This window comes from Tenacibaculum litoreum (genome assembly GCF_964513915.1).
Lineage (GTDB): Bacteria > Bacteroidota > Bacteroidia > Flavobacteriales > Flavobacteriaceae > Polaribacter > Polaribacter litoreum.
Genome location: NZ_CAZEQS010000003.1, coordinates 882,805 through 904,381, shown reverse-complemented (window position 1 = coordinate 904,381; position 21,577 = coordinate 882,805). Strand labels below are relative to the sequence as shown.

At 32.1% G+C, this 21,577-nt stretch carries 20 protein-coding genes; 17 read left to right on the top strand and 3 right to left on the bottom strand.

What is annotated here, in order from left to right; genetic code table 11:
• The 12 genes from ACKTTR_RS10240 (at nt 1) to ACKTTR_RS10185 (ending at nt 14,452) form a co-directional block, all read left to right on the top strand.
• Nucleotides 1–948 carry a PorP/SprF family type IX secretion system membrane protein gene (locus ACKTTR_RS10240; protein WP_408027746.1) on the top strand — a complete coding sequence of 316 codons (948 nt, stop codon included), beginning with the start codon at nt 1–3 and terminating at the stop codon, nt 946–948.
• A gap of 67 nt (nt 949–1,015) precedes the next feature.
• A complete protein-coding gene (rluF, locus tag ACKTTR_RS10235) occupies nt 1,016–1,846 on the top strand; it encodes a 23S rRNA pseudouridine(2604) synthase RluF (RefSeq protein WP_408027745.1) in 831 nt (276 codons plus the stop codon).
• 70 nt (nt 1,847–1,916) lie between these two features.
• Nucleotides 1,917–3,047 (top strand): tRNA guanosine(34) transglycosylase Tgt, encoded by a 1,131-nt coding sequence (gene tgt, locus ACKTTR_RS10230; protein WP_408027744.1) that lies wholly within the window; start codon nt 1,917–1,919, stop codon nt 3,045–3,047.
• 1 nt (nt 3,048) lies between these two features.
• Nucleotides 3,049–4,134, top strand: coding sequence for an LptF/LptG family permease (locus tag ACKTTR_RS10225; RefSeq protein WP_408027743.1), 1,086 nt, complete (start codon nt 3,049–3,051; stop codon nt 4,132–4,134).
• Nucleotides 4,121–5,020 carry a DMT family transporter gene (locus tag ACKTTR_RS10220; RefSeq protein WP_408027742.1) on the top strand — a complete coding sequence of 300 codons (900 nt, stop codon included), beginning with the start codon at nt 4,121–4,123 and terminating at the stop codon, nt 5,018–5,020. The genes ACKTTR_RS10225 and ACKTTR_RS10220 overlap by 14 nt, the downstream gene beginning before the upstream one ends.
• A gap of 106 nt (nt 5,021–5,126) precedes the next feature.
• Complete coding sequence (locus tag ACKTTR_RS10215; RefSeq protein ID WP_408027741.1) at nt 5,127–6,080, top strand: acetyl-CoA carboxylase carboxyltransferase subunit alpha; 954 nt, start codon at nt 5,127–5,129, stop codon at nt 6,078–6,080.
• A 120-nt stretch (nt 6,081–6,200) separates the two neighbouring features.
• Complete coding sequence (locus tag ACKTTR_RS10210) at nt 6,201–6,626, top strand: hypothetical protein (RefSeq protein WP_408027740.1); 426 nt, start codon at nt 6,201–6,203, stop codon at nt 6,624–6,626.
• A gap of 143 nt (nt 6,627–6,769) precedes the next feature.
• Nucleotides 6,770–7,852, top strand: a complete 1,083-nt coding sequence (locus ACKTTR_RS10205; RefSeq protein WP_408027739.1) for an efflux RND transporter periplasmic adaptor subunit — start codon at nt 6,770–6,772, stop codon at nt 7,850–7,852.
• A 24-nt stretch (nt 7,853–7,876) separates the two neighbouring features.
• Complete coding sequence (locus tag ACKTTR_RS10200; protein ID WP_408027738.1) at nt 7,877–11,125, top strand: efflux RND transporter permease subunit; 3,249 nt, start codon at nt 7,877–7,879, stop codon at nt 11,123–11,125.
• The gene (locus ACKTTR_RS10195; RefSeq protein ID WP_408027737.1) at nt 11,115–12,566 is read left to right on the top strand and encodes a TolC family protein; all 1,452 of its coding nucleotides are present in this window, start codon (nt 11,115–11,117) and stop codon (nt 12,564–12,566) included. Before ACKTTR_RS10200 ends, ACKTTR_RS10195 begins: the two co-directional genes overlap by 11 nt.
• Nucleotides 12,567–12,750: 184 nt before the next feature.
• Nucleotides 12,751–13,623 carry a cation diffusion facilitator family transporter gene (locus ACKTTR_RS10190; RefSeq protein WP_408027736.1) on the top strand — a complete coding sequence of 291 codons (873 nt, stop codon included), beginning with the start codon at nt 12,751–12,753 and terminating at the stop codon, nt 13,621–13,623.
• Nucleotides 13,613–14,452, top strand: coding sequence for a hypothetical protein (locus tag ACKTTR_RS10185; RefSeq protein ID WP_408027735.1), 840 nt, complete (start codon nt 13,613–13,615; stop codon nt 14,450–14,452). Before ACKTTR_RS10190 ends, ACKTTR_RS10185 begins: the two co-directional genes overlap by 11 nt.
• A gap of 47 nt (nt 14,453–14,499) precedes the next feature.
• On the opposite strand, the gene ACKTTR_RS10180 is transcribed toward ACKTTR_RS10185, so the two are convergent.
• A complete protein-coding gene (locus ACKTTR_RS10180) occupies nt 14,500–15,132 on the bottom strand; it encodes a 7-carboxy-7-deazaguanine synthase QueE (RefSeq protein WP_164723437.1) in 633 nt (210 codons plus the stop codon).
• Nucleotides 15,133–15,218: 86 nt separating this feature from the next.
• On the opposite strand from ACKTTR_RS10180, the gene ACKTTR_RS10175 reads away from it, so the two are divergent.
• The 4 genes from ACKTTR_RS10175 (at nt 15,219) to ACKTTR_RS10160 (ending at nt 18,842) form a co-directional block, all read left to right on the top strand.
• A complete protein-coding gene (locus tag ACKTTR_RS10175) occupies nt 15,219–16,739 on the top strand; it encodes a helicase HerA-like domain-containing protein (protein WP_408027734.1) in 1,521 nt (506 codons plus the stop codon).
• Between the two features lie 41 nt (nt 16,740–16,780).
• Entirely contained in the window at nt 16,781–17,341 is a 561-nt protein-coding gene (locus ACKTTR_RS10170; protein WP_408027733.1) for a hypothetical protein, read from the top strand.
• 65 nt (nt 17,342–17,406) lie between these two features.
• A complete protein-coding gene (locus tag ACKTTR_RS10165) occupies nt 17,407–17,949 on the top strand; it encodes a hypothetical protein (RefSeq protein WP_408027732.1) in 543 nt (180 codons plus the stop codon).
• Between the two features lie 524 nt (nt 17,950–18,473).
• Complete coding sequence (locus tag ACKTTR_RS10160; protein WP_408027731.1) at nt 18,474–18,842, top strand: cupin domain-containing protein; 369 nt, start codon at nt 18,474–18,476, stop codon at nt 18,840–18,842.
• On the opposite strand, the gene ACKTTR_RS10155 is transcribed toward ACKTTR_RS10160, so the two are convergent.
• Complete coding sequence (locus tag ACKTTR_RS10155) at nt 18,810–19,499, bottom strand: ZIP family metal transporter (protein ID WP_408027730.1); 690 nt, start codon at nt 19,497–19,499, stop codon at nt 18,810–18,812. The genes ACKTTR_RS10160 and ACKTTR_RS10155 overlap by 33 nt on opposite strands.
• Nucleotides 19,496–20,224: a class I SAM-dependent methyltransferase gene (locus ACKTTR_RS10150; RefSeq protein ID WP_408027729.1), complete on the bottom strand. Its 729-nt coding sequence runs from the start codon at nt 20,222–20,224 to the stop codon at nt 19,496–19,498. Before ACKTTR_RS10150 ends, ACKTTR_RS10155 begins: the two co-directional genes overlap by 4 nt.
• A gap of 113 nt (nt 20,225–20,337) precedes the next feature.
• Between ACKTTR_RS10150 and ACKTTR_RS10145 the strand changes: the two genes are divergently transcribed.
• On the top strand, nt 20,338–21,519 hold the full coding sequence (locus ACKTTR_RS10145) for a THUMP domain-containing class I SAM-dependent RNA methyltransferase (RefSeq protein ID WP_408027728.1): 1,182 nt from the start codon (nt 20,338–20,340) through the stop codon (nt 21,517–21,519).
• Nucleotides 21,520–21,577: the final 58 nt, after the last annotated feature.

Sequence of the window (21,577 nt, the reverse complement as noted above, 5' to 3'; positions counted from 1 at the left end):
ATGAGAAAGATAATATTAATTTTAAGTGTAGTATTTAGTAGTGTAAAAGTAACTGCACAAGAAGTAGAATTGCCTCAATATGTGAGTCATTTGGCTGATAACCCGTTTTTAATATCTCCAACCTATGCAGGTATTGGTACTGGGTTGCAGGTTAGATTAAATGGAGTAAGCCAGTGGATTGGAGTTAAAGACTCTCCAGACACACAATCGTTAACAGTTGAAGCTCGTATAGCTGATACTTTTGGTGGAGGTATTACTTTATTTAATGATAAGAATGGATATACAACTCATAAAGGAGCAAAATTATCGTTTGCAAGTCACTTAACATTAAGTGACTTTCACGATAGCTTTTTATCATTCGCATTAAGCTATAGTTTTATTCAGTTTGGTATTGATACTTCAGAAAATAATTCAGGACAAGTAGTACCAAATAGAACATTAAATAACTCAAACTTTGATGTTGGTCTATTATATCGTTATGAAAGATTTAGTATAAGTCTTAACGCAATAAATATTCTAAATAAAGAAATTGAAGATTTTCAAACAGGGGAACCAGAAGTATTAAGAAAGTATACAGTTTTTACTTCTTATACCTTTACAAGGTTAAGCAGAAACTTTGAATTAGAACCTTCAATGTTAGTAGAATATAGAGAAGCTGATAAACGATCTAGAACAGACATGAATGTTAAAGCCAGAAAAGGAATTAGAGACGGATATGTTTGGGCTGGTTTAAGTTATACATTCTTAAACGATCAGTTTTTCCAACCCAACGCTATTGCTCCATTGTTTGGTTTAAAAAAGAACAACTTATACTTGTCTTACGGGTTTAGTATTAATATGAATAAAACACAAGAATACAACTATGGTACACACATGATAACACTTGGGTTTGATTATGAAAGAAGACCAAGTTTAGCACGTTGTACACAAAAAATGATCATGTTTTAATAAGAAAAGCATATAAATTATGAAATCCTCAAGTGTTAGCTTGAGGATTTTCTTTTTCTTTGTATTAATGGAAAAAAGTAACGATACATCAATAAATCTTAACAAGTACATAAGCAGTACAGGAATATGTTCACGTCGTGAAGCAGAACGTTTTATAACTGAAGGAAGAGTAACCATAAACGGTAAACCCACTCAGTTAGGAAATAGAGTTCATGAAGGAGATGTGGTAAAAATTGATGGAAAGCCATTAAAAGCAAAACCTAAAACAATATACATAGCATTAAACAAGCCTGTAGGTATTGTTTGTACTACCGATAGTAAAGAGCGTAAAAATATAGTAAAGTTTGTAGGGCATCCACAACGACTATTTCCTATTGGTCGCTTAGATAAACCATCAGAAGGATTAATATTCTTAACCAATGATGGAGATATTGTAAACAAAATTCTGCGTGCAGGAAATAACCACGAAAAAGAATATATAGTTACAGTAAACAAACCAATTAATGAGCGTTTTGTTAAGCGAATGAGCAACGGTATACCAATTTTAGGAACTGTAACGAAGAAATGTAAAGTAGAACGTGTAAACGACACGGTGTTTAAAATAACCTTAGTACAAGGCTTAAATCGTCAAATAAGGCGCATGTGTGAATACTTAGGCTATGAAGTAACAAAGTTAAAGCGTACACGTATTATGAATGTTACTTTAGGAAATTTAAAAGTAGGAGAGTGGCGTGAATTATCATCTAAAGAAATGGATGAAATTAATAAGCTTGTAGCAGGCTCTTCAAAAACATATGAAGGGGCAGAGCAAAAAGTTAAAAAATCTCCTCCAAAAAACACTCAACCAAATAAAAAAACAGGTTTTAAATCGAAGTTTGGTAGAAGAAGAAAGAATTAAAAATCAGTAATAAGAAACTTTTAACTTTCTACTTTTAAACATTCAACTTACATGTGTATCTTTGCCACTTATGCAATTTGACTTAAAAATAACCGATCCTAAAAGTAAAGCACGAGCAGGTGTTATTACAACTGATCACGGAACTATAGAAACTCCAATATTTATGCCTGTAGGTACAGTAGCTACAGTTAAAGGAGTACATCAATCAGAATTAAAAGACGAAATTAATCCTGACATAATTTTAGGAAACACGTATCACTTATACTTACGTCCAAAGTTAGAAACTTTAGAAGCCGCAGGAGGTTTACATAAGTTTATGAATTGGGACCGTAATATTTTAACTGATAGTGGAGGATACCAAGTATATTCTTTATCAGGAAGAAGGAAGATAAATGAAGAAGGAGTAAAGTTTAAAAGTCATATTGATGGATCTATGCACTTTTTTACACCAGAAAATGTAATGGAAACACAGCGTACCATTGGAGCAGATATAATCATGGCTTTTGATGAGTGTACGCCATATCCTTGTGATTATAATTACGCAAAGAGATCTATGCACATGACACATCGTTGGTTAGATCGTTGTATAAAACACTTTGAGAATACACCACCAAAATACGGGTATAGTCAGTCTTTATTTCCAATTGTACAAGGAAGTACATACAAAGATTTGCGTAAGCAATCAGCAGAGTATATAGCAAACTCAGGAGCTGTAGGAAATGCAATAGGTGGATTATCAGTAGGAGAACCTGCTGAAGAAATGTATGCAATGACCGAAGTGGTGACTGAAATTTTGCCAGAAGACAAACCACGTTATTTAATGGGAGTTGGAACACCTATTAATATTTTAGAAAATATAGCTCTAGGTGTTGATATGTTTGATTGCGTAATGCCAACCCGTAATGCACGTAACGGAATGTTATTTACAGCACACGGTAGCATAAATATTAAAAATAAAAAGTGGGAAAACGATTTTTCTCCAATCGATGAAATGGGAATTACTTGGGTGGATACTATGTATTCTAAAGCCTATTTACGCCACTTATTTGCTTCAAGAGAGATGTTAGGAAAACAAATAGCTTCTATTCATAACTTAGGGTTTTATTTGTGGTTAGTTCGTGAAGCACGTAAACACATTATAGCAGGAGATTTTGCTTCATGGAAAGACAAGATGGTAAAACAAATGGATAAACGTTTGTAATTTGAAAATACTAGACTGGTACATATTAAAACGTTACTTAACAACTTTCTTGTTTACGTTACTTATTTTAATACCTATTGCAGTAGCTATTGATATTGCAGAAAAAATAGACAAGTTTTTACGAGAAGAAAATCTTACACTGTTTGAAATAGTTAACGATTACTATAAAAACTTTATTATCTACTATGCTAATACGTTTATGCCATTAGCATTATTTATAGCGGTTATCTTATTTACTTCTAAACTAGCGAGCAATACAGAAATTGTAGCAATCAATAGTTCTCAAGTATCATTTACACGATTTTTATACCCATATTTTATAGGAGCAACCATTGTTTGTGCAGTAGCATTATCAATGAATCACTTTTTTGTACCATCAAGTAGTAAAACACGAAAAGCTTTTGAGAAAAAATACTTAAAGAAAAAGAAGTATGCAGATACTTCTATTCGAGAGTTTAGTTTACAATTGAATGATAGTACTTATATGTATATCCAAAACTTTGATTTAAAAAGAAACTCAGGATTTAATTTTTCAATAGACCTATATGACGGTATTAAATTAAAAAGTAAGTTAACTGCTGACAATATTAATTGGAAAAAAAAGGATAGTACATTTCAATTGCATAATTGGAAAGAACGAAAAATTTTCAAAGACAGAGATAGTATTTTTTCAGGTAGGAATTTAGATACCACATTTACATTTACACCAGAAGATTTTAATTATAAAAATATTATGGCACAAGAAATGAACTCTCCAGAATTGATTAAGTTTATTGAAGTGTCTAGAAAAAGAGGGATAAAAAACTTAAATGCTTACTTAGTAGAACTATACAAGAGAACAAGTTTACCAATTGCCAGCTACATACTAACATTAATTGCAGTAGGGCTAGCACATAGGAAAACTAGAGGAGGTATAGGAGTTAATTTAGCAATAGGTATAAGTGTTATGTTTATTTATGTTTTCTTTTTAAAAGTAGCAGAAGTATTAGGAGCCGTAGCAGGAGCAAACGCACTGTTAAATGTTTGGGTACCTAATATAGTATTTGGTTTATACGCTATTTATTTATATTTCAATGCAAGGAGATAAATTAAAGAACTACTTACTCTTACATTTAATCGTATTTATTTGGGGGTTTACAGCTATTTTAGGAGCATTAATATCAATTGATGCAGTTCCTTTAGTTTGGTACAGAATGCTATTAGCAGTAGGTTTTATTGCTTTGTATTTTATAATAAGGGAGAAGTCATTTAAAGTAGAAAAAAAAGCATTAATTAAGTTTGCTATTTCAGGAGTAATTATAGCAGTACATTGGATAACCTTTTTCAAAGCAATAAAAGTATCAAATGTCTCAGTAGCTTTAGTAATGATGAGTACTGGAGCTTTTTTCGCCTCATTTATAGAACCTTTTTTCTTTAAAAGAAGAATAAAACTAATAGAAATAGTTTTAGGATTGCTAGTAATAGCAGGCTTGTATATTATATTTAATTTTGAAAGTCAGTATACACTTGGAATTATTTATGCGTTAATTTCAGCTTTCCTGTCTGCATTATTTTCTGTATTAAACGGTGTGTTTATTAAAAAACATGAAGCGAACACTATTTCATTTTACCAATTATTATTTGGTGTTTTGGGAGTAACTATATATCTATTGTTTACACAAAAGTTTTCAGTAGAGTTTTTCCAATTACAAATAAGCGATTGGGTATATTTATTAATTTTAAGTAGTATTTGTACAGCATATGCTTTCATAGCTTCAGTGCAAGTAATGAAGTATTTAACACCTTACACGGTAATGCTTACGATTAACTTAGAACCTATATATGCTATTATTTTAGCTCTACTAATATTTGGCGAAAAAGAACAAATGAATCCAGAATTTTATTATGGAGCCTGTATTGTCTTAATAGTAGTATTACTAAACGGAGTACTTAAAAATGCTTCTTCTATAAAAAAGAAAATTATAAAAAAATAGTATTTTAAGAAAAAGGATCAAGGTAAACTGTACAATTTTTTAGTATGTTTGCCTTTACAAACAACTAACTAGAAAATTAGAAAATCAAACTATATACAACAATACAATGGAATATTTAGATTTTGAAATGCCAATAAAAGAGCTAGAAGATCAGTTGGCAAAATGTTTTGATATAGGAAAAGAAAGTGATGTAGATGTTACAGCTACATGTCAGAAGATTGAAAAAAAATTAGAGAAAGCTAAAAAAGATATATATAAGAATTTAACGGCATGGCAACGTGTACAGTTATCTCGTCATCCAAATCGTCCTTATACTTTAGATTATATCAAAGCACTTTGTGGAGATACATTTATGGAATTACACGGAGATCGTAGTGTAAAAGACGACAAAGCAATGATTGGTGGACTAGGTAAGATTGGAGACCAATCTTTTATGTTCATAGGTCAGCAAAAAGGATACAATACCAAAACACGTCAATATCGTAACTTTGGTATGGCAAACCCAGAAGGATACCGTAAAGCATTACGTTTAATGCGCATGGCTGAAAAATTTGGAATACCAGTAGTAACTTTAGTAGATACTCCAGGTGCTTACCCAGGATTAGAAGCTGAAGAACGTGGACAAGGAGAAGCAATTGCTCGTAATATCTTTGAAATGACTCGTTTAAAAACCCCTATTATTACCATAATTATAGGAGAAGGAGCTTCAGGAGGAGCTTTAGGAATAGGAGTAGGAGATAGAGTATATATGTTAGAAAATTCTTGGTATTCAGTTATTTCACCAGAAAACTGTTCTTCTATTTTATGGCGTAGTTGGTCAGAAAAAGAAAAAGCAGCAGAAGCATTAAAATTAACGGCTGAAGATGGTATGAAACTAAAAATAGTTGATGATATCATAAAAGAACCATTAGGAGGAGCACACTCTGATCGTGAAGGAACTTTTAAAGCTGTTAAAGAGAAGATTATAAAAGCATACACAGAGCTTAAAAAACTTAAGGAGAAAGAATTAATAGCTCAGCGTATGGATAAATATGAAAATATGGGAGTTTATAAAGAATAGCTTTATACCCAAAAACATACTATTAAAACTCGCTAATCGGCGAGTTTTTTTGTTTTATAAATATTTTACAATACGATTTGTTTGTTAAATGAATATATATCTATAATTTTGCCGGTCGAAATGAGTAATACATTTAATAAATATCTATTTTTATTAATACTTTTATTAAAAGGATGGTCTACATCATATGCAGACCAAAAGACTTTTGATACAACTACCTCAGTGGCTACTTTTAAATCTGTAAACGTAAAAACAGAGCCACAATTTATTACTCAACACATCAGTAACTATGTTTTTAGTGAACAACATCAAGATTCTGAAAGGGAGAATTATTTCGAAATCAGTGAAATTGAAGATAAAACCCAAGACGAAAATGAAGTAGATGAGAGTTTGTCAAAATTCGGAAGTTACTTATCAGCCATTTTACATGCGCAGTTTTTTGAGAGCCAGTTTTGTGTAGTAAAAGAAAAAACACAACGCTTTAAAGAGTATACTTATAGCTCTATTTTAAAATTGCATGTTAAATTTCAAGTTTTTATAATTTGATACCCTCTTCGGTAAAGTAAGCCTAAACCTATCATTTAGCTTATTTTATCCATTCACGCATAAGAATTTAATTAAATTTTTAGAATAACCATTGGTATTCAATGGTTACACACTCACTCTAACTTTACAAATACATACAAGAAATGAAAAAAAACTTCATTTTCATGAGCCTATTTGCGCTATTAATTAACATTAGCTGCGAATCAAAAAAGGAATCTAAACACCCAGAAACAAAGTTCCTTGTAACCAATCCTATTAAAAAAGATACATCAATAACCAAAGATTATGTAAGTCAAATACATGCCATTCAGCACATAGAATTGAGGGCACTAGAAAAAGGATATTTAAAGAAAGTATTTGTTGATGAAGGACAACATGTAAAAAAGGGACAACGCATGTTTCAAATTTCACCAAATGTGTACAAAGCAGACTTGCAAAAAGCAAAAGCTGAAGCAAAAGCTGCTGAAATTGAATATAAAAACACGCAATTATTAGCAGATGGTAACGTAGTTTCTAAAAACGAATTAGCCTTAGCAAAAGCAAATTACGAAAAAGCAAAAGCAGAAGTAATGCTAGCAGAAACACACCTAGGTTTTACAAGTATTAAGGCACCATTTAATGGTATAATGGATCACCTACATGTTAGAAAAGGAAGTTTGTTAGATGAAGGAGAGCTCCTAACAACACTATCAGACAATAGCAAAATGTGGGTATACTTTAATGTACCAGAAACAGAATATCTAGACTATATAATGAGTCAAGATAGAGACAAGAAAAAAGAAGTAACACTTTTAATGGCAAACAACAAACCATTCAATCAAAAAGGAATTGTAGAAACGATTGAAGGAGAGTTTAACAATGAAACAGGAAACATTGCCTTTAGAGCAACTTTCCCAAATCCAGATGGAATTTTGAGACACGGAGAAACGGGAAATATTTTAATGGAAGTTCCGTACGAAGGAGCTTTAATAATTCCACAAAAAGCCACTTTTGAAGTATTAGATAAAAAATATGTTTTTGTAGTAGATAAAACCAATACAGTAAAACAACGAGAAATTACTGTAGAAGCAGAATTACCACACTTATTTATAGTAGAAAAAGGACTTACAGAAAACGATAAAATATTGTTAGAAGGAATCCGTATGGTAAAAGACCAACAAAAGATACATGTTGAGTTTAAAGAGCCGAATGCTGTTATGTCTAGTCTAGATTTATATGCAGAGTAATCAAAAACTAAAATTCAACAAAACATGTTTAGTCAATTTATAAAAAGACCAGTATTAGCAATTGTAATTTCGATTATAGTTGTTTTTACGGGGTTGTTATCAATAAAACAACTCCCCATATCACAGTTTCCACAAATAGCACCAACCACGGTAAATATTTTTATAGCGTACCCAGGTTCAAGTGCAGATGTATTGGTAAACTCAACACTCATTCCTTTAGAAACAGCCATCAATGGAGTACAAGGAATGCGTTATGTCGCTTCTGATGCTACAAGTGCTGGTGAAGGAACCTTACGTGTAATTTTTGAACCCGGTACAGATCCCAATCAAGCAGTAGTAAGGGTAAAAACAAGGGTAGATCAAGTAATGCCCTTATTACCAGAGTTAGTACAGCGAGAAGGGGTAATTATTACTCCTGTACAACCAAGTATGTTAATGTATGTGAACCTTTTTAGTAAAGAAAAACATAATGACGAAAAGTTCCTATACAACTATGCATACACCAAAATGATACCTGAAATTCAACGTATCAATGGTATCGCCAGTGCTAAGATTTTAGGAAGTAGAAAATATGCAATGAGAGTTTGGTTAAAACCAGACCGAATGAGAGCCTATAATATTTCTGCGGAAGAAATTTTAGAAGCGATGGAAGACCAAAGTATTTTGGCAAGACCCGGAAGATTGGGAAGAAGTTCAGGAATCAAATCACAATCACTAGAATATGTACTTACTTATCAGAACAGGTATAACGAACCAGATCAGTACAAAGACATTATTATTCGAGCAAACGAAGAAGGAGAAATTTTAAAGCTAAAAGATGTTGCCGAAGTAAAATTAGGAAGTGAATTCTTCGATATTTACTCAAACTTAGATGGGCATCCATCAGCATCTATTGTTTTAAAACAAACCTTTGGAAGTAATGGTAGTGATGTAATAGCATCGGTAAAAGAAAAACTAAAAGAATTAAAAGAAGACTTACCACCAAGTATTGATTTTCAAATTAGTTATGATGTTTCTAACTTTTTAGATGCCTCAATAGAACAAGTAATACATACGCTTAGAGATGCCTTTATTTTAGTGGCAATTGTGGTATTCCTATTCTTGGGAGATTTACGATCAACCTTAATTCCAATTATAGCAGTACCAGTATCTTTAATTGGAGCATTCTTTATCATGCAACTTTTTGGACTTTCAATCAACTTAATTACCCTATTTGCATTAGTGTTGGCCATTGGTATTGTGGTAGATGATGCTATTGTGGTGGTAGAAGCAGTCCATTTAAAAATGGAGAAGGAACACCTTACACCTTACCAAGCATCTAAGGCTGCATTAGGAGAAATAGGAGGAGCCATTTTAGCAATTACATTGGTTATGGTTTCTGTATTTGTGCCAATTTCATTTATGACAGGACCCGTAGGAGTTTTCTACAGACAGTTTTCAATAACAATGGCGGGTTCTATCATCATTTCAGCAGTGGTGGCGTTAACATTAACACCAGTACTGTGTGCAATGATGTTAAAGAACAACCACGGAAAAGAAAGAAAGAAATCAATTGTAGATAAGTTTATTGATTGGTTTAACAGAGGGTTTGAAAAGCTTACAGGAAGATATGTAAAAGTGTTGAATAAAATTGTAGCACGAAGAATGTTAACCTTTGGAGTATTATTAGCTTTCTGTGCAGGAATATTTATTACCAATAAAACATTACCAGCAGGTTTTATCCCTAGTGAAGATCAAGGAATGATCTATGCTATTATTCAAACACCACCAGGTGCTACCTTAGAACGTACGAATGAAGTAGCAAGAAAACTACAACAGATTTGTGAAGAGACCGAAGGAGTAGAATCAGTTTCATCTTTAGCAGGATATGAAATTATGACCGAAGGTAGAGGATCAAATGCAGGAACTTGTTTAATTAACTTGAAACCATGGTCAGAACGTCATCATTCAGTTCATGAAATCATGGAAGAACTAGAAGAAGAAACCAAAGACTTAGGAGCGGTTATAGAATATTTTGAACCACCAGCAGTACCAGGGTTTGGATCTTCGGGAGGATTTTCAATGCGTTTATTAGATAAAACAAACTCAACAGACTATCATGAGTTTGAACGTATCAATAACAAGTTCATGGAATCGTTATCAAAACGAAAAGAATTGACAGGGTTATTCACTTTTTATTCTTCAAACTATCCGCAGTATGAATTGAAAATTGACAATAAAAAAGCGATGCAAAAAGGAGTAACTATTGGTAAAGCTATGGAAAACCTAAATATTTTAATAGGTAGTACCTATGAACAAGGTTTTATTCGTTTTGGTAGATTCTTTAAAGTATATACACAAGCAGCGCCAGAATACAGAAGAATCCCTTCAGATTTAGAAAAGCTATATGTTAAAAATGAAGAAGGAGAAATGGTGCCTTATTCAGCGTTCATGAGTTTAGAAAAAAAACTAGGACCTAATGAGATAACACGATACAATTTATATAATTCAGCAGCTATTAGAGGATTACCAGCTTCAGGATACACAAGTGGAGATGCTATTAACGCAATTAAAGAAGTAGCAGCAAAAGAATTACCAAGAGGGTATGATGTCGCTTGGGAAGGACTTACCTATGATGAAGCAAGAAGAGGTAATGAATCGGTGTATATTTTCATAATCGTACTAGCCTTTGTATACTTTGTGTTAGCAGCACAATACGAAAGTTTTATACTGCCATTAGCAGTGATTTTCTCACTTCCAGTAGGAGTGTACGGGTCATTTACACTATTAAAACTAATGGGCTTAGCCAATGACGTATACGCACAAATCGGAATAATAATGTTGGTCGGTTTATTAGGTAAAAATGCAGTGTTAATTGTAGAATTTGCGGTACTAAAACGAAGTCAAGGAGCTACAATTTTTGAAGCAGCTATTGAAGGAGCTAAAGAACGATTCAGACCAATTTTAATGACTTCATTTGCTTTTATAGCAGGATTAATACCGTTAGTTATAGCTCACGGAGTAGGGGCTATTGGAAATAGAACTATTGGTGGATCAGCTTTAGGAGGAATGTTAATAGGTACAATTTTCGGAGTTTTAATTATACCAGGACTCTATTACATATTTGCTAAAATGAGTGATGGAAGAAGCTTAATTAAAGACGAAGCTAATGAACCAGTTTCTGAAGAATTTATAAGAATAAATGAAGTTGAAGGAAGTAAAACAAAAGCTAAAATAGCAGAGCTTAAAAAACTTCTAAAGAAAATAATTAAAAGAGAAAACAATGAAAACTAAACAAAGAAGTTCATTTGTAATAAAAAAAGCACATTTTTTAAGTGTGCTTACCCTCTTAATTTTGTGCTCTTGCGTACCAAATCAAGTACTAAGAGAGGAGAACAAAGCAGTACCAGAGAATTTTAAGAATCAACCTATAGATTCATTAAATACAGCTACTATTAAATGGCGTGACTTTTTTTCAGATTCACATTTAATTTCTCTGATAGATACAGCTTTATCAAACAACCAAGAGTTGAACATAATGTTACAACAGGTAGCTATTTCAAAGAATAACATCAAAGCAAAAAAAGGAGAGTACTTACCGTTTGTAAATATGTATGCGGGAGCAGAAGTTGAAAAGGTTGGAAAGTATACCAGAAATGGAGCAGTAGAAGAAAATTTACATATTCGAGAAGATGAAAAGTTTCCAGAACCATTAACTGATTTTTCAATAGGACTTTCAGCTTCTTGGGAGCTAGACGTTTGGAAGAAGTTACGAAATGAGAAGAAATCAGCAGTACTAGAATACTTAGCTAGTGTTGAAGGTAAAAACTTTATGGTAACTAATTTAGTTTCAGAAATTGCAAATTCATATTACGAATTAGTAGCATTAGATAATGAGTTATCTATGGTTTCACAAAACCTAGAAATTCAAAAAAATGCGTTGCAAATGGTAAAGCTTCAAAAGCAAGCCGCAAGAACAACAGAATTAGCAGTACGTAGGTTTGAAGCGAGTGTACTTAAAAATCAAAGCCACCTATATGAGCTTCAGCAAGAGATAGTAGAAACTGAAAATAAAATTAACTTTTTAGTAGGAAGGTACCCACAACCTATAGAAAGAAATTCAGATAATTTTATAGATAAACCTATTGAAGGAGTAAAAGCCGGAATTCCATCACAACTGTTACAAAACAGACCCGATTTAAGGAGAGCTGAATACGAATTAGCAGCAGCTAAACTGAATACCAAAATAGCACGAGCTAATTTTTATCCATCAATAGGAATTAAAGCAGGAGTGGGGTTACAAGCATTTAAACCTAAGTTTTTAACATCAACACCAGAATCGTTAGTCTATTCTTTAGCAGGTGATATTGTAGGACCTTTAATCAATAGAAATGCGATAAAAGCAGCTTACAAAACTGCCAATAATAAACAATTACAAGCTGTTTATGAATACGAAAGAGCTATTTTAAATGCGTATTTAGAAGTAGCCAATGAGCTTTCAAAAATTGACAACTTGAAAAACAGTTACGATTTAAAAAAGCAACAAGTTGAAGCACTAAACGAATCTATAGATCTTTCTATTCGTTTGTTTAAATCAGCAAGAGCAGAATATACAGAAGTATTGCTAACACAAAGAGAAGCATTAGAGTCTAAAATTGAAATCATAGAGACGAAAAGAGACCAATTATTGGCAAACGTAAAAGTGTATAAAGCCTTAGGTGGAGGCTGGAACTAATTTTTTCATTCGTTATTAACTATTAATTGTTGTTAAAGTGGTAGTTTTATAAACTATCCAAAGGACTCGCCAACTGGCGAGTCTTTTTTGTAATAGATTTTCTATTGTATAACCTAGGATTTTTTAATAGTTTTCAAGTACCTTCGTACTACCTCATAAAAAGAGATTGTAATATTGTAACTTCATGAGTAAAGAAGAATTAGCTATAAAAACCACCTACTTTAGTATTCTAAGTAATACTAGTTTAGCAATTATTAAAGGATTAGCAGGTATTTTTGGAAACTCATACGCATTAATAGCAGACGCAATTGAATCTACTACTGATATTTTTTCTTCTCTTTTAGTGTTATTAGGATTGAAATATGCGAAAAGGCCCGCAGATAAAAATCACCCATACGGACATGGGAAAATAGAACCTTTAATCACCTTTGTAGTAGTAGCTTTTTTGGTAACATCTGCAACAATTATAGCTTATGAAAGTATACAGAATATTCAAACGCCTCATAAAGTACCAAAACCATGGACGTTACTTGTTTTAGGAGCGATTATCATATGGAAAGAAATATCTTTTCAAGTGGTTATAAGAAAAAGTAAAGAAACTAATAGTTCTTCATTAAAAGCAGATGCGTGGCATCATAGAAGTGATGCAATTACCTCTGTAATGGCATTTATAGGAATTTCAATAGCACTTATTTTTAAAGAAGGTTATGAAACTGCTGACGATTGGGCAGCCTTATTGGCTTCGTTTTTTATTTTATACAATAGTTACCTGATTTTTAGACCAGCTTTGGGTGAAATAATGGATGAACATGTATATGATGATTTAATAGAAGAAATAAGAGAAAAATCTATGGAAGTAGCAGGTGTTTTAGGAACAGAAAAGTGCTTTGTTCGTAAAGCAGGAATGAAATATCATGTAGATTTACATGCCATTGTAGATAGTACTATTACAGTAAAAGAAGGACACGATATTGCTCATAAATTAAAAGACTATTTAAGAGAAAAACTCCCAAACTTGGGGCATGTTTTAATTCATATAGAGCCTAATGAATACTAATAATAAATATTCTCCATATTGGATATTAAATCCATTAACGAATAACATAACTATTAAGACTTATGGAGAATGGAGCTTTTTTTTGCCTAAAGAAGTTATTGAAGGACAGTCTCCTTTAAGTAAGTTAGGAGAGGAATTTTTTAGAATGGCGCATAATATGGTAAGTCTTTATGACCATAATTTGTGGATTTTTAGTAATAAAGAGTTTGATTATAATAACTGCTATAGGTTTTCTAGAGTTTTAAAAGCAGTGTCAGAAACATTTTGTAATTCTTATCTCTCTAAACCTGAGGTTATTATTGAATTTGATAATGGAAGTATAACCAAGCAACTTGCATCACCTAAATATTATGAAACTATTGCTAACGAGAATATAACAGACGAAAAGTTAACAAGAGTTTTAAATATTACGGAAAAAATATATGAAAGAAACTTAGTTGAGTATTTAGCTATTTTTGAATATTTAAGAGAAATTAAAAAGTCAAGTTTATTTATTAGTGAGTTGGCTTTGTGGTCTTTTGTAGAACAACATTGGAAGGGAGAAATGAAGAGTAACAATGAATTAGCTGAAAGTTTAAAGAGGTTAAGAGCTAAAGTATATGAGAGAAAAGATCCAGCTTATTTAGAGTTTAGAGAAAAATTAAAAATCTTTACCGAAAGAACAGAAGGGAAGAAGGAAAATTTATCAGATATGAGAAACCTTTTAGCTCACGGAACTTTCTTTAAACAAAAAGAGAATTGGGATAATAGTCAATGGAAGTTGTTTTCTGAAATTCATGAGTTTCTGTTTAATATGGTCCTTCTTGGTCTTGAAGAGGAAATAAAATAGCTTTTAATATAAATAGAAAAAGCAACCTACTTAGGTTGCTTTTTTGTTTATGGTATATTTAAATACTTGTGTGTTTGTAAGGAAATTTTCCACTGAGGATGCTCCATCACATAATCAATAATTTGCGGTGTCATTTTTTCCTTTTTACTCCATTCAGGTTGTAAAAATAACTTACACTTTTTACCAACTTTAGCAGCTTGTTCTTCTGCAAATTGAAAATCATTTTTATTATGAATAATCATTTTCAGTTCATCTGCTTCTTGGTAAGCACGTTCTAAAGGTAATTTTGTTTTTTTAGGCGATAAACAGAACCAATCCCAAACACCTGAAAAATCATAAGCTCCAGAAGTTTCAATATGTGTTTTAATGCCTTTTTCTTGAAGCTGTTGAGTAATATAATCTAAGCTCCACATTAAAGGCTCTCCACCTGTAATTACCACAGTTTCGGCATATTTCTTGGCATTTTCAACAATGATATCTGTTTTAGTAGGCGGATGTAAATTAGCATCCCAACTTTCTTTTACATCACACCAATGGCAACCTACATCGCAACCACCAATACGAATAAAATAAGCAGCAGTACCAGTGTGTGCCCCTTCTCCCTGAATCGTATAAAATTCTTCCATTAACGGAAGCATTTCTCCTGTATTAATTAACTCTTGTACTTCTTTTTTCAACATAAGGGTGCAAAGATAGGCAACATTAAAATTTAATGAATGATTTTTGTTACTTTTACGTGTTTTTATCACAAAAAAGGTCAAAAATAATGAGTAAAACCGAAGAGTTTTTCAATTACATCAAAGAAGGCTATACAACAAAAGGAGAGTTTATTACGCTAGGAGCAGGAATGTTAGGAGAAGAAACAGTAACAAACGCTCATGTGAATATCCCTTTAAAAACATTAAATCGTCACGGATTAATAGCTGGAGCAACAGGAACAGGAAAAACAAAAACCTTGCAAGTGCTGGCAGAAAACATGTCAGAAAAAGGAATTCCTGTATTGTTAATGGATGTAAAAGGAGACTTAAGTGGATTAGCACAACCAAGCCTAGGACATGCTAAGATTGATGAACGCCACGAAAAAATAGGAATACCATTTACGCCAACAAAATTTCCTATAGAAATCTTATCAATATCAGAACAAGATGGAGTGCGTTTACGTGCTACGGTTTCTGAGTTCGGACCTGTGTTACTATCTCGAATTTTAGATTTAACAGAAACACAATCTGGTATTGTAGCTATTATTTTTAAGTATTGTGATGATAACCAATTACCATTATTAGACTTAAAAGATTTTAAGAAAATCCTTCAATATGTAACCAATGAAGGAAAAGAGGAAATTCAGGAAGAATACGGACGAATTTCTACAGCTAGTACAGGAGCAATTCTTAGAAAAATTATAGAAATAGAGCAACAAGGAGGTGATTTGTTCTTTGGAGAAAAATCATTTGATGTTGACGATTTAACTCGTATTGATGAAAACGGACGTGGTGTTATTTCTGTACTGCGTTTAACAGATATTCAAGATAGACCAAAATTGTTTTCAACCTTTATGCTACAGTTACTAGCTGAGGTATATGAAACTTTCCCTGAGCAAGGAGATAGTGGTAGACCAGAATTGGTGATTTTTATAGATGAAGCCCATTTAGTATTTGATGAAGCTTCAAAAGCGTTGTTAAGTCAAATAGAAAGCATTGTAAAGTTAATTCGTTCAAAAGGAATAGGATTGTACTTCGTTACACAAAATCCAAAAGATGTTCCAGAAGATGTGTTAGCACAATTAGGAATGAAAATTCAACATGCTTTACGTGCATTTACGGCAAAAGATAGAAAAGCAATTAAATTAGCTGCAGAAAATTACCCAGATTCTGAATATTACGATACTAAAGAAGTATTAACACAGTTGGGTATAGGAGAAGCATTAATTTCTGTATTAAACGAAAAAGGAATTCCAACTCCATTAGCGCGAACGATGTTGCGTGCGCCTATGAGTAGAATGGATGTGTTAACTGAAAAGGAAATTAAACAAGTTTTAGATAAATCGAGATTAATTCCTAAATACAACGATACTGTAGATAGAGAGAGTGCTTACGAAATGTTAAACGAGAAGATTGAAAAAATCAACGAAGAAAAAACTGAGGAAGCACGTAAAAAGGAAGAAGAAAAGACAAGAAGAAGTTCATCAACACGTAGTAGAAGTACACGTATGAATCCGATAGTAAAGGTATTAACCAGTGCTACCTTTATAAGAGCAGCTTTTGGAATCTTGAAAAAAGTAATAAAATAAGAAATACAAGAAATAGACGTTTTAAATATAAAAGAAGACAAATGAGAACATTTATGAAACCTTTAGTTATCGCAGTAATATCAGTACTATTTATCCAGTGTGGTAATAGCAAATTTGATATTGCTAAAGGAAAAGTAGGGAAGTTAACTACGAAAACAACTGTTAACGAAATAGAAAACGTATTTAAGCAAGACTCTGTAGTTAAAGTATTAAGTGAAGGAGCTAAGGGTGAAAACTTTTTTCAAGAAGATGATAAGTATTTGGTATACGAAAAAGGAGGGAAGCACTTGTTAACAATTACTCCAAAAGAACAATTAGATTCTACATCAACAATTAAGAGTATCGAAATTTTTGATGAGCGTTTTAAAACAAAATCAGGAGTAAACATTAAATCTACTTTTCAAGAAATCAATGCAAATACTAAAGTAAGTAAAGTAGAGTCATCATTTTCATCAGCAACCTTATTTATTGATGATTTAAATGCAACTATTACAATTGATAATGAAGATTTAGGGTTAAAAGAATTTAGTACTCAAAAAGTAACCAAAGAGCAAATTCCAGATTTAGCCAAAATTAAATCATTTACCATTTGGTTTAACTAAACAGATACAAGCCGAAACATTTGTTTCGGCTTTTTTTATTAATAATAGCTATGTAATTTTAAAAGATGGAAGTAATAAAAATAGCATTTTTTGTATTGGGAGTTTTCTTTGGAGAAAATAGTAGGATAGGAGCGGAGAAAACAACCGTTACAGTAAACCCAAATAAGCAAACAATAACTATAGTTCAAGAAAATATATTTGCGCTTATAGCGAATGAAGCAGATAGTATGCAAGTTAGTTCAGAGCTAGAAAAGGTGATAGCAAGAAATTGGAGAAAAGAAATAGAAACCTACCCATCAAAATCATGTACTTTTTATGTTACTGATAAAGGGAATTTAAACGCAAAAATTATACTGAAGTATCCTTCTGAAAATGTGTTAAGAGATTTTGCTTTAGATTTTAATAAAGAAGCAAAAGAATTCTCTTTAATTAATATTCCTGATTGGAATGTTGAAACAGAAGATGGAGCGTTAAAAGGAAATTATTGGCGATTTAGTGCAGACGACAGTTTTACTTTTGTTGTTACTCCTTTTAAAAACATGCCTGATAAGTTTAAAGGTACTAAAAGAAACCTTAAACCAATTTGGGAAACTGAAAAAGACAGATAAAAGATATACTTTTCAAAAAAGTCTTTTTCTAAACCTCACATCTCTATTTTAAAAGGGCATGCCGTAGTATTAGCGACCCGTGCCGTGGTGTCAACGGAGCATGCCGTAGTGTTAACGACCCACGCCGTAATATCATCTACCCGTGCCGTAATGTTAACGACCCATATCGAGATATACAAAAGGAAATTTTACAGAGTATAGTTTTATTTATTTGAAAGTCTTTGAGAGCCTTTATCCTAAAAAAATACGTTTTTAAGTGAAGGATTTTTGTTTTTAATAAATGTAATTTGAAATAAAATAAATTCCTTAAGTTTGCGGCCAATAATCACTAACCGAAGTGTATAGTATACAGCTGGGGGGCTGGTAACTGTACATGGAAAAGATTGAGCATCCATTTTTGGGTGCTCTTTTTTGTTTCAAAAATAACTGGTATATTATAATTCTAAGTAGAAGGAATAAAAAAATAAGTAAGTTCGTAAAAGGAATTACAGGTTTAAATAACCAAAAGAAACAAGTAAAATATTATGAGTAAAAAATATACTATTCAAAAAAGCCCGTTTGTGGTACCAACTACTGATGGAAAGTTAATTGAAGAACATTTTGGAAATGCTACTGATGGAAATTCAAAAGTAAGTATTGCACATATGATAGCACCTCCTGGATGGAGTGAGCCTTTTCAAACACCAGAATTTGAAGAATATACTTATATAATTAAAGGGAAGAAGCAATTTAATATTGATGGTGAAATTGTAGTGTTAGAAGCAGGACAATCTATTAAAATTGAAAAAAATACACGTATTCAATATTCCAATCCATTTACAGAACCTTGTGAGTACTTAGCAGTTTGTTTACCAGCTTTCTCAATGGGGTTGGTGCATAGAGAAGATAGTTAGTAATATTCCTAAAATAATAGCAGCAAACTTTTTATAGTTGAATTTGTGGTTTTCAGTGCTTTCAAAAAGAATAATGGTCGAAATATGTAAAAATACTCCAACTATTAAAGCTGTAATTTCTGTATGGTATTGTTCTACTAAAGAAACTTTGTTAGAAACTAAAATTCCTAAAGGACTCATTAATGCAAATACCGTTAAAAAGAAAAAAACAGTTTTTTTAGAATACTTTGCATGTAACAAAAAGGTAGTTAAAACTATTGCAATAGGAATTTTGTGTACAATAATTGCCCATAATAAGTTATCATCTGCATGATGAATAGGTAATCCTTCAGAAAAAGCATGAATACATAAACTTACAAAAAGTAACCAAGGAAATTTAGACGAGTCAGAATGCAAATGTATATGTCCGTGTTCTGCACCTTTTGAGAACGACTCTAATACTGATTGAATGATGATTCCTACCAAAATTAAGATACCAACTAATTTTGTGTTATCAGTGTGGTGATATACTTCGGGTAATAAATGTAAGATGGTTACCGAAAGTAAATAAGCGCCACTAAAGGCTAATAATAAACGAACGAAGGTATTACTAGGTTTTAGTGTAAAAACGAATAAAACACCTACTAAAACAGAAATAATTAGTAATAAGTAACTCATTTAGCAACAATAATTAAGCGGTCAGAAGATTGTGAATTAAACTCATTAAGATTGTAATCGCCAAAAACATGTGTTACTTGTAAGCCGACACTATCAAAATACGATTGTAGTTTTTCTAAAGTTAAAAACTTTACACGTTCTGTGTACGAGTGTGATTTTCCTTTAGCAGTGAAAGAAATCTGTTTTAAGATAAATCCGTCTTTGATTTCTTTTTTAATATTGAATTCAATACTGTCAATAGTTTTTACTTCTTCTTTTACCAGCGTATTTTTTACTTTTTCAACATTTAAGAAGTCCAATACAAATACACCGTTCTTTTTTAATCCGTTTTTAATACTTCTTAAAACAGCAATATCTTCTTTATCATCTTCAAAATAACCAAAACTGGTAAAGAGATTAAATACAGCATCATATTTACTTTCAATAGGCTTTCGCATATCCCAAACTTCAAAATGAAGTGTTTCATTCTCAAATTGTTTGGCATGTTCAATACTGTTTTCACTTAAATCACCTCCCACAACGTCATAGCCTAACAAGTTTAAGTAAACTGCATGGCGTCCTTTTCCGCAAGGTAAATCAGCAATACGACTTAACTTAGGTAGTTGTAAAAACGAAGTGATATTACGCATAAAAAATTGTGCATCGGCATCGTTTCTATGCTTGTATAAAATATGATAGTATGGTGTATTAAACCACGAAGTAAACCAATCTGTTGTTGTATTCATAACTATAAAGGTCTGCAAAAATACGCAAAACTTACGTTTTTTATATTCAAAGTGGAAAAGATTCACAACAACCCAAAATTAGCTGTACTTTTGCAATGAAATTTTACAGTTACATGGAAAAAGATTTTAAGATGACCGCTATAACCATGGCAGGTCTAGAAGGTGTTTTAGCAGACGAGTTACGTCAACTAGGAGCAATGGAGGTGAAGGAAGGAATACGAAGTGTTACTTTTAAAGGTGATAAAGGATTTATGTACAAAGCAAACATTGCGTTACGTACTGCTATTCGTATTTTAAAACCAATAAAACGTAGTAAAATTTTTGATGAAGAAGATTTATATGAAGCAATTCAGCGTGTAAAATGGGAACGTTTTTTAGATGTTGATGGAACGTTTGCGATTGGTTCAGTAGTAAACTCAAAAAACTTTACTTCAAACTCGCACTATATTAGTTTGAAATCGAAGGATGCTATTGCAGATTATTTTATGCATAAGTATCAAAAGCGTCCGAATGTAGATTTAAAATACCCAGATGTAAAAGTTCACGTACATATTCATAAAGAATGGCTAACTATTTCGTTAGACTCTTCTGGTGAATCGTTACATAAACGTGGATACCGAAGTGCTACGAATATTGCTCCGATTAATGAGGTATTGGCAGCAGGATTAATTTTACTTTCAGGATATAAAGGAGAAGAGAATTTTATCGATCCAATGTGTGGTTCAGGTACTATTTTAATTGAAGCAGCAATGATTGCCAATCAGATTCCTGCAAATATCAACCGTAAGCATTTTGCTTTTGAAAATTGGAAGGATTATGAAGAAGATTTATACTTTGTTATTCAAGATTCGTTATTAAAGAAAATACGAAGTTCTCATTTTAAAATTATGGGATTTGACAAAGCTCCATCTGCTGTGAGAAAAGCTCAACAGAATATAATAAATGCAAACTTAGATGAGTTTATAGGAGTACACCATGTAAATTTTTTCAACTCTAAAAAAGAAGTGTTTGGTAAAACAACTATTTTATTTAACCCGCCTTATGGAGAGCGTTTAAATATTGATGTAGAAGAGTTTTATACAAAAATAGGAGACACCTTAAAGAATAACTATCCGAATTCAACTGCGTGGTTAATTACGTCGGATATCCAAGCATTAAAGCATGTAGGTTTACGAACGTCGAAAAGAATTCCGCTTAAAAATGCAGATTTAGACTGTCGTTTTGTAAAGTACGAACTGTATGAAGGTAGTAAAAAAGCCAAGAAGAATTCTTCATTTAACGATGAGGAAGAATAAAAATAAAACTCCGCTGAAAGGCGGAGTTTTTTATGGGGAATATAGTTTAAGGGGATAT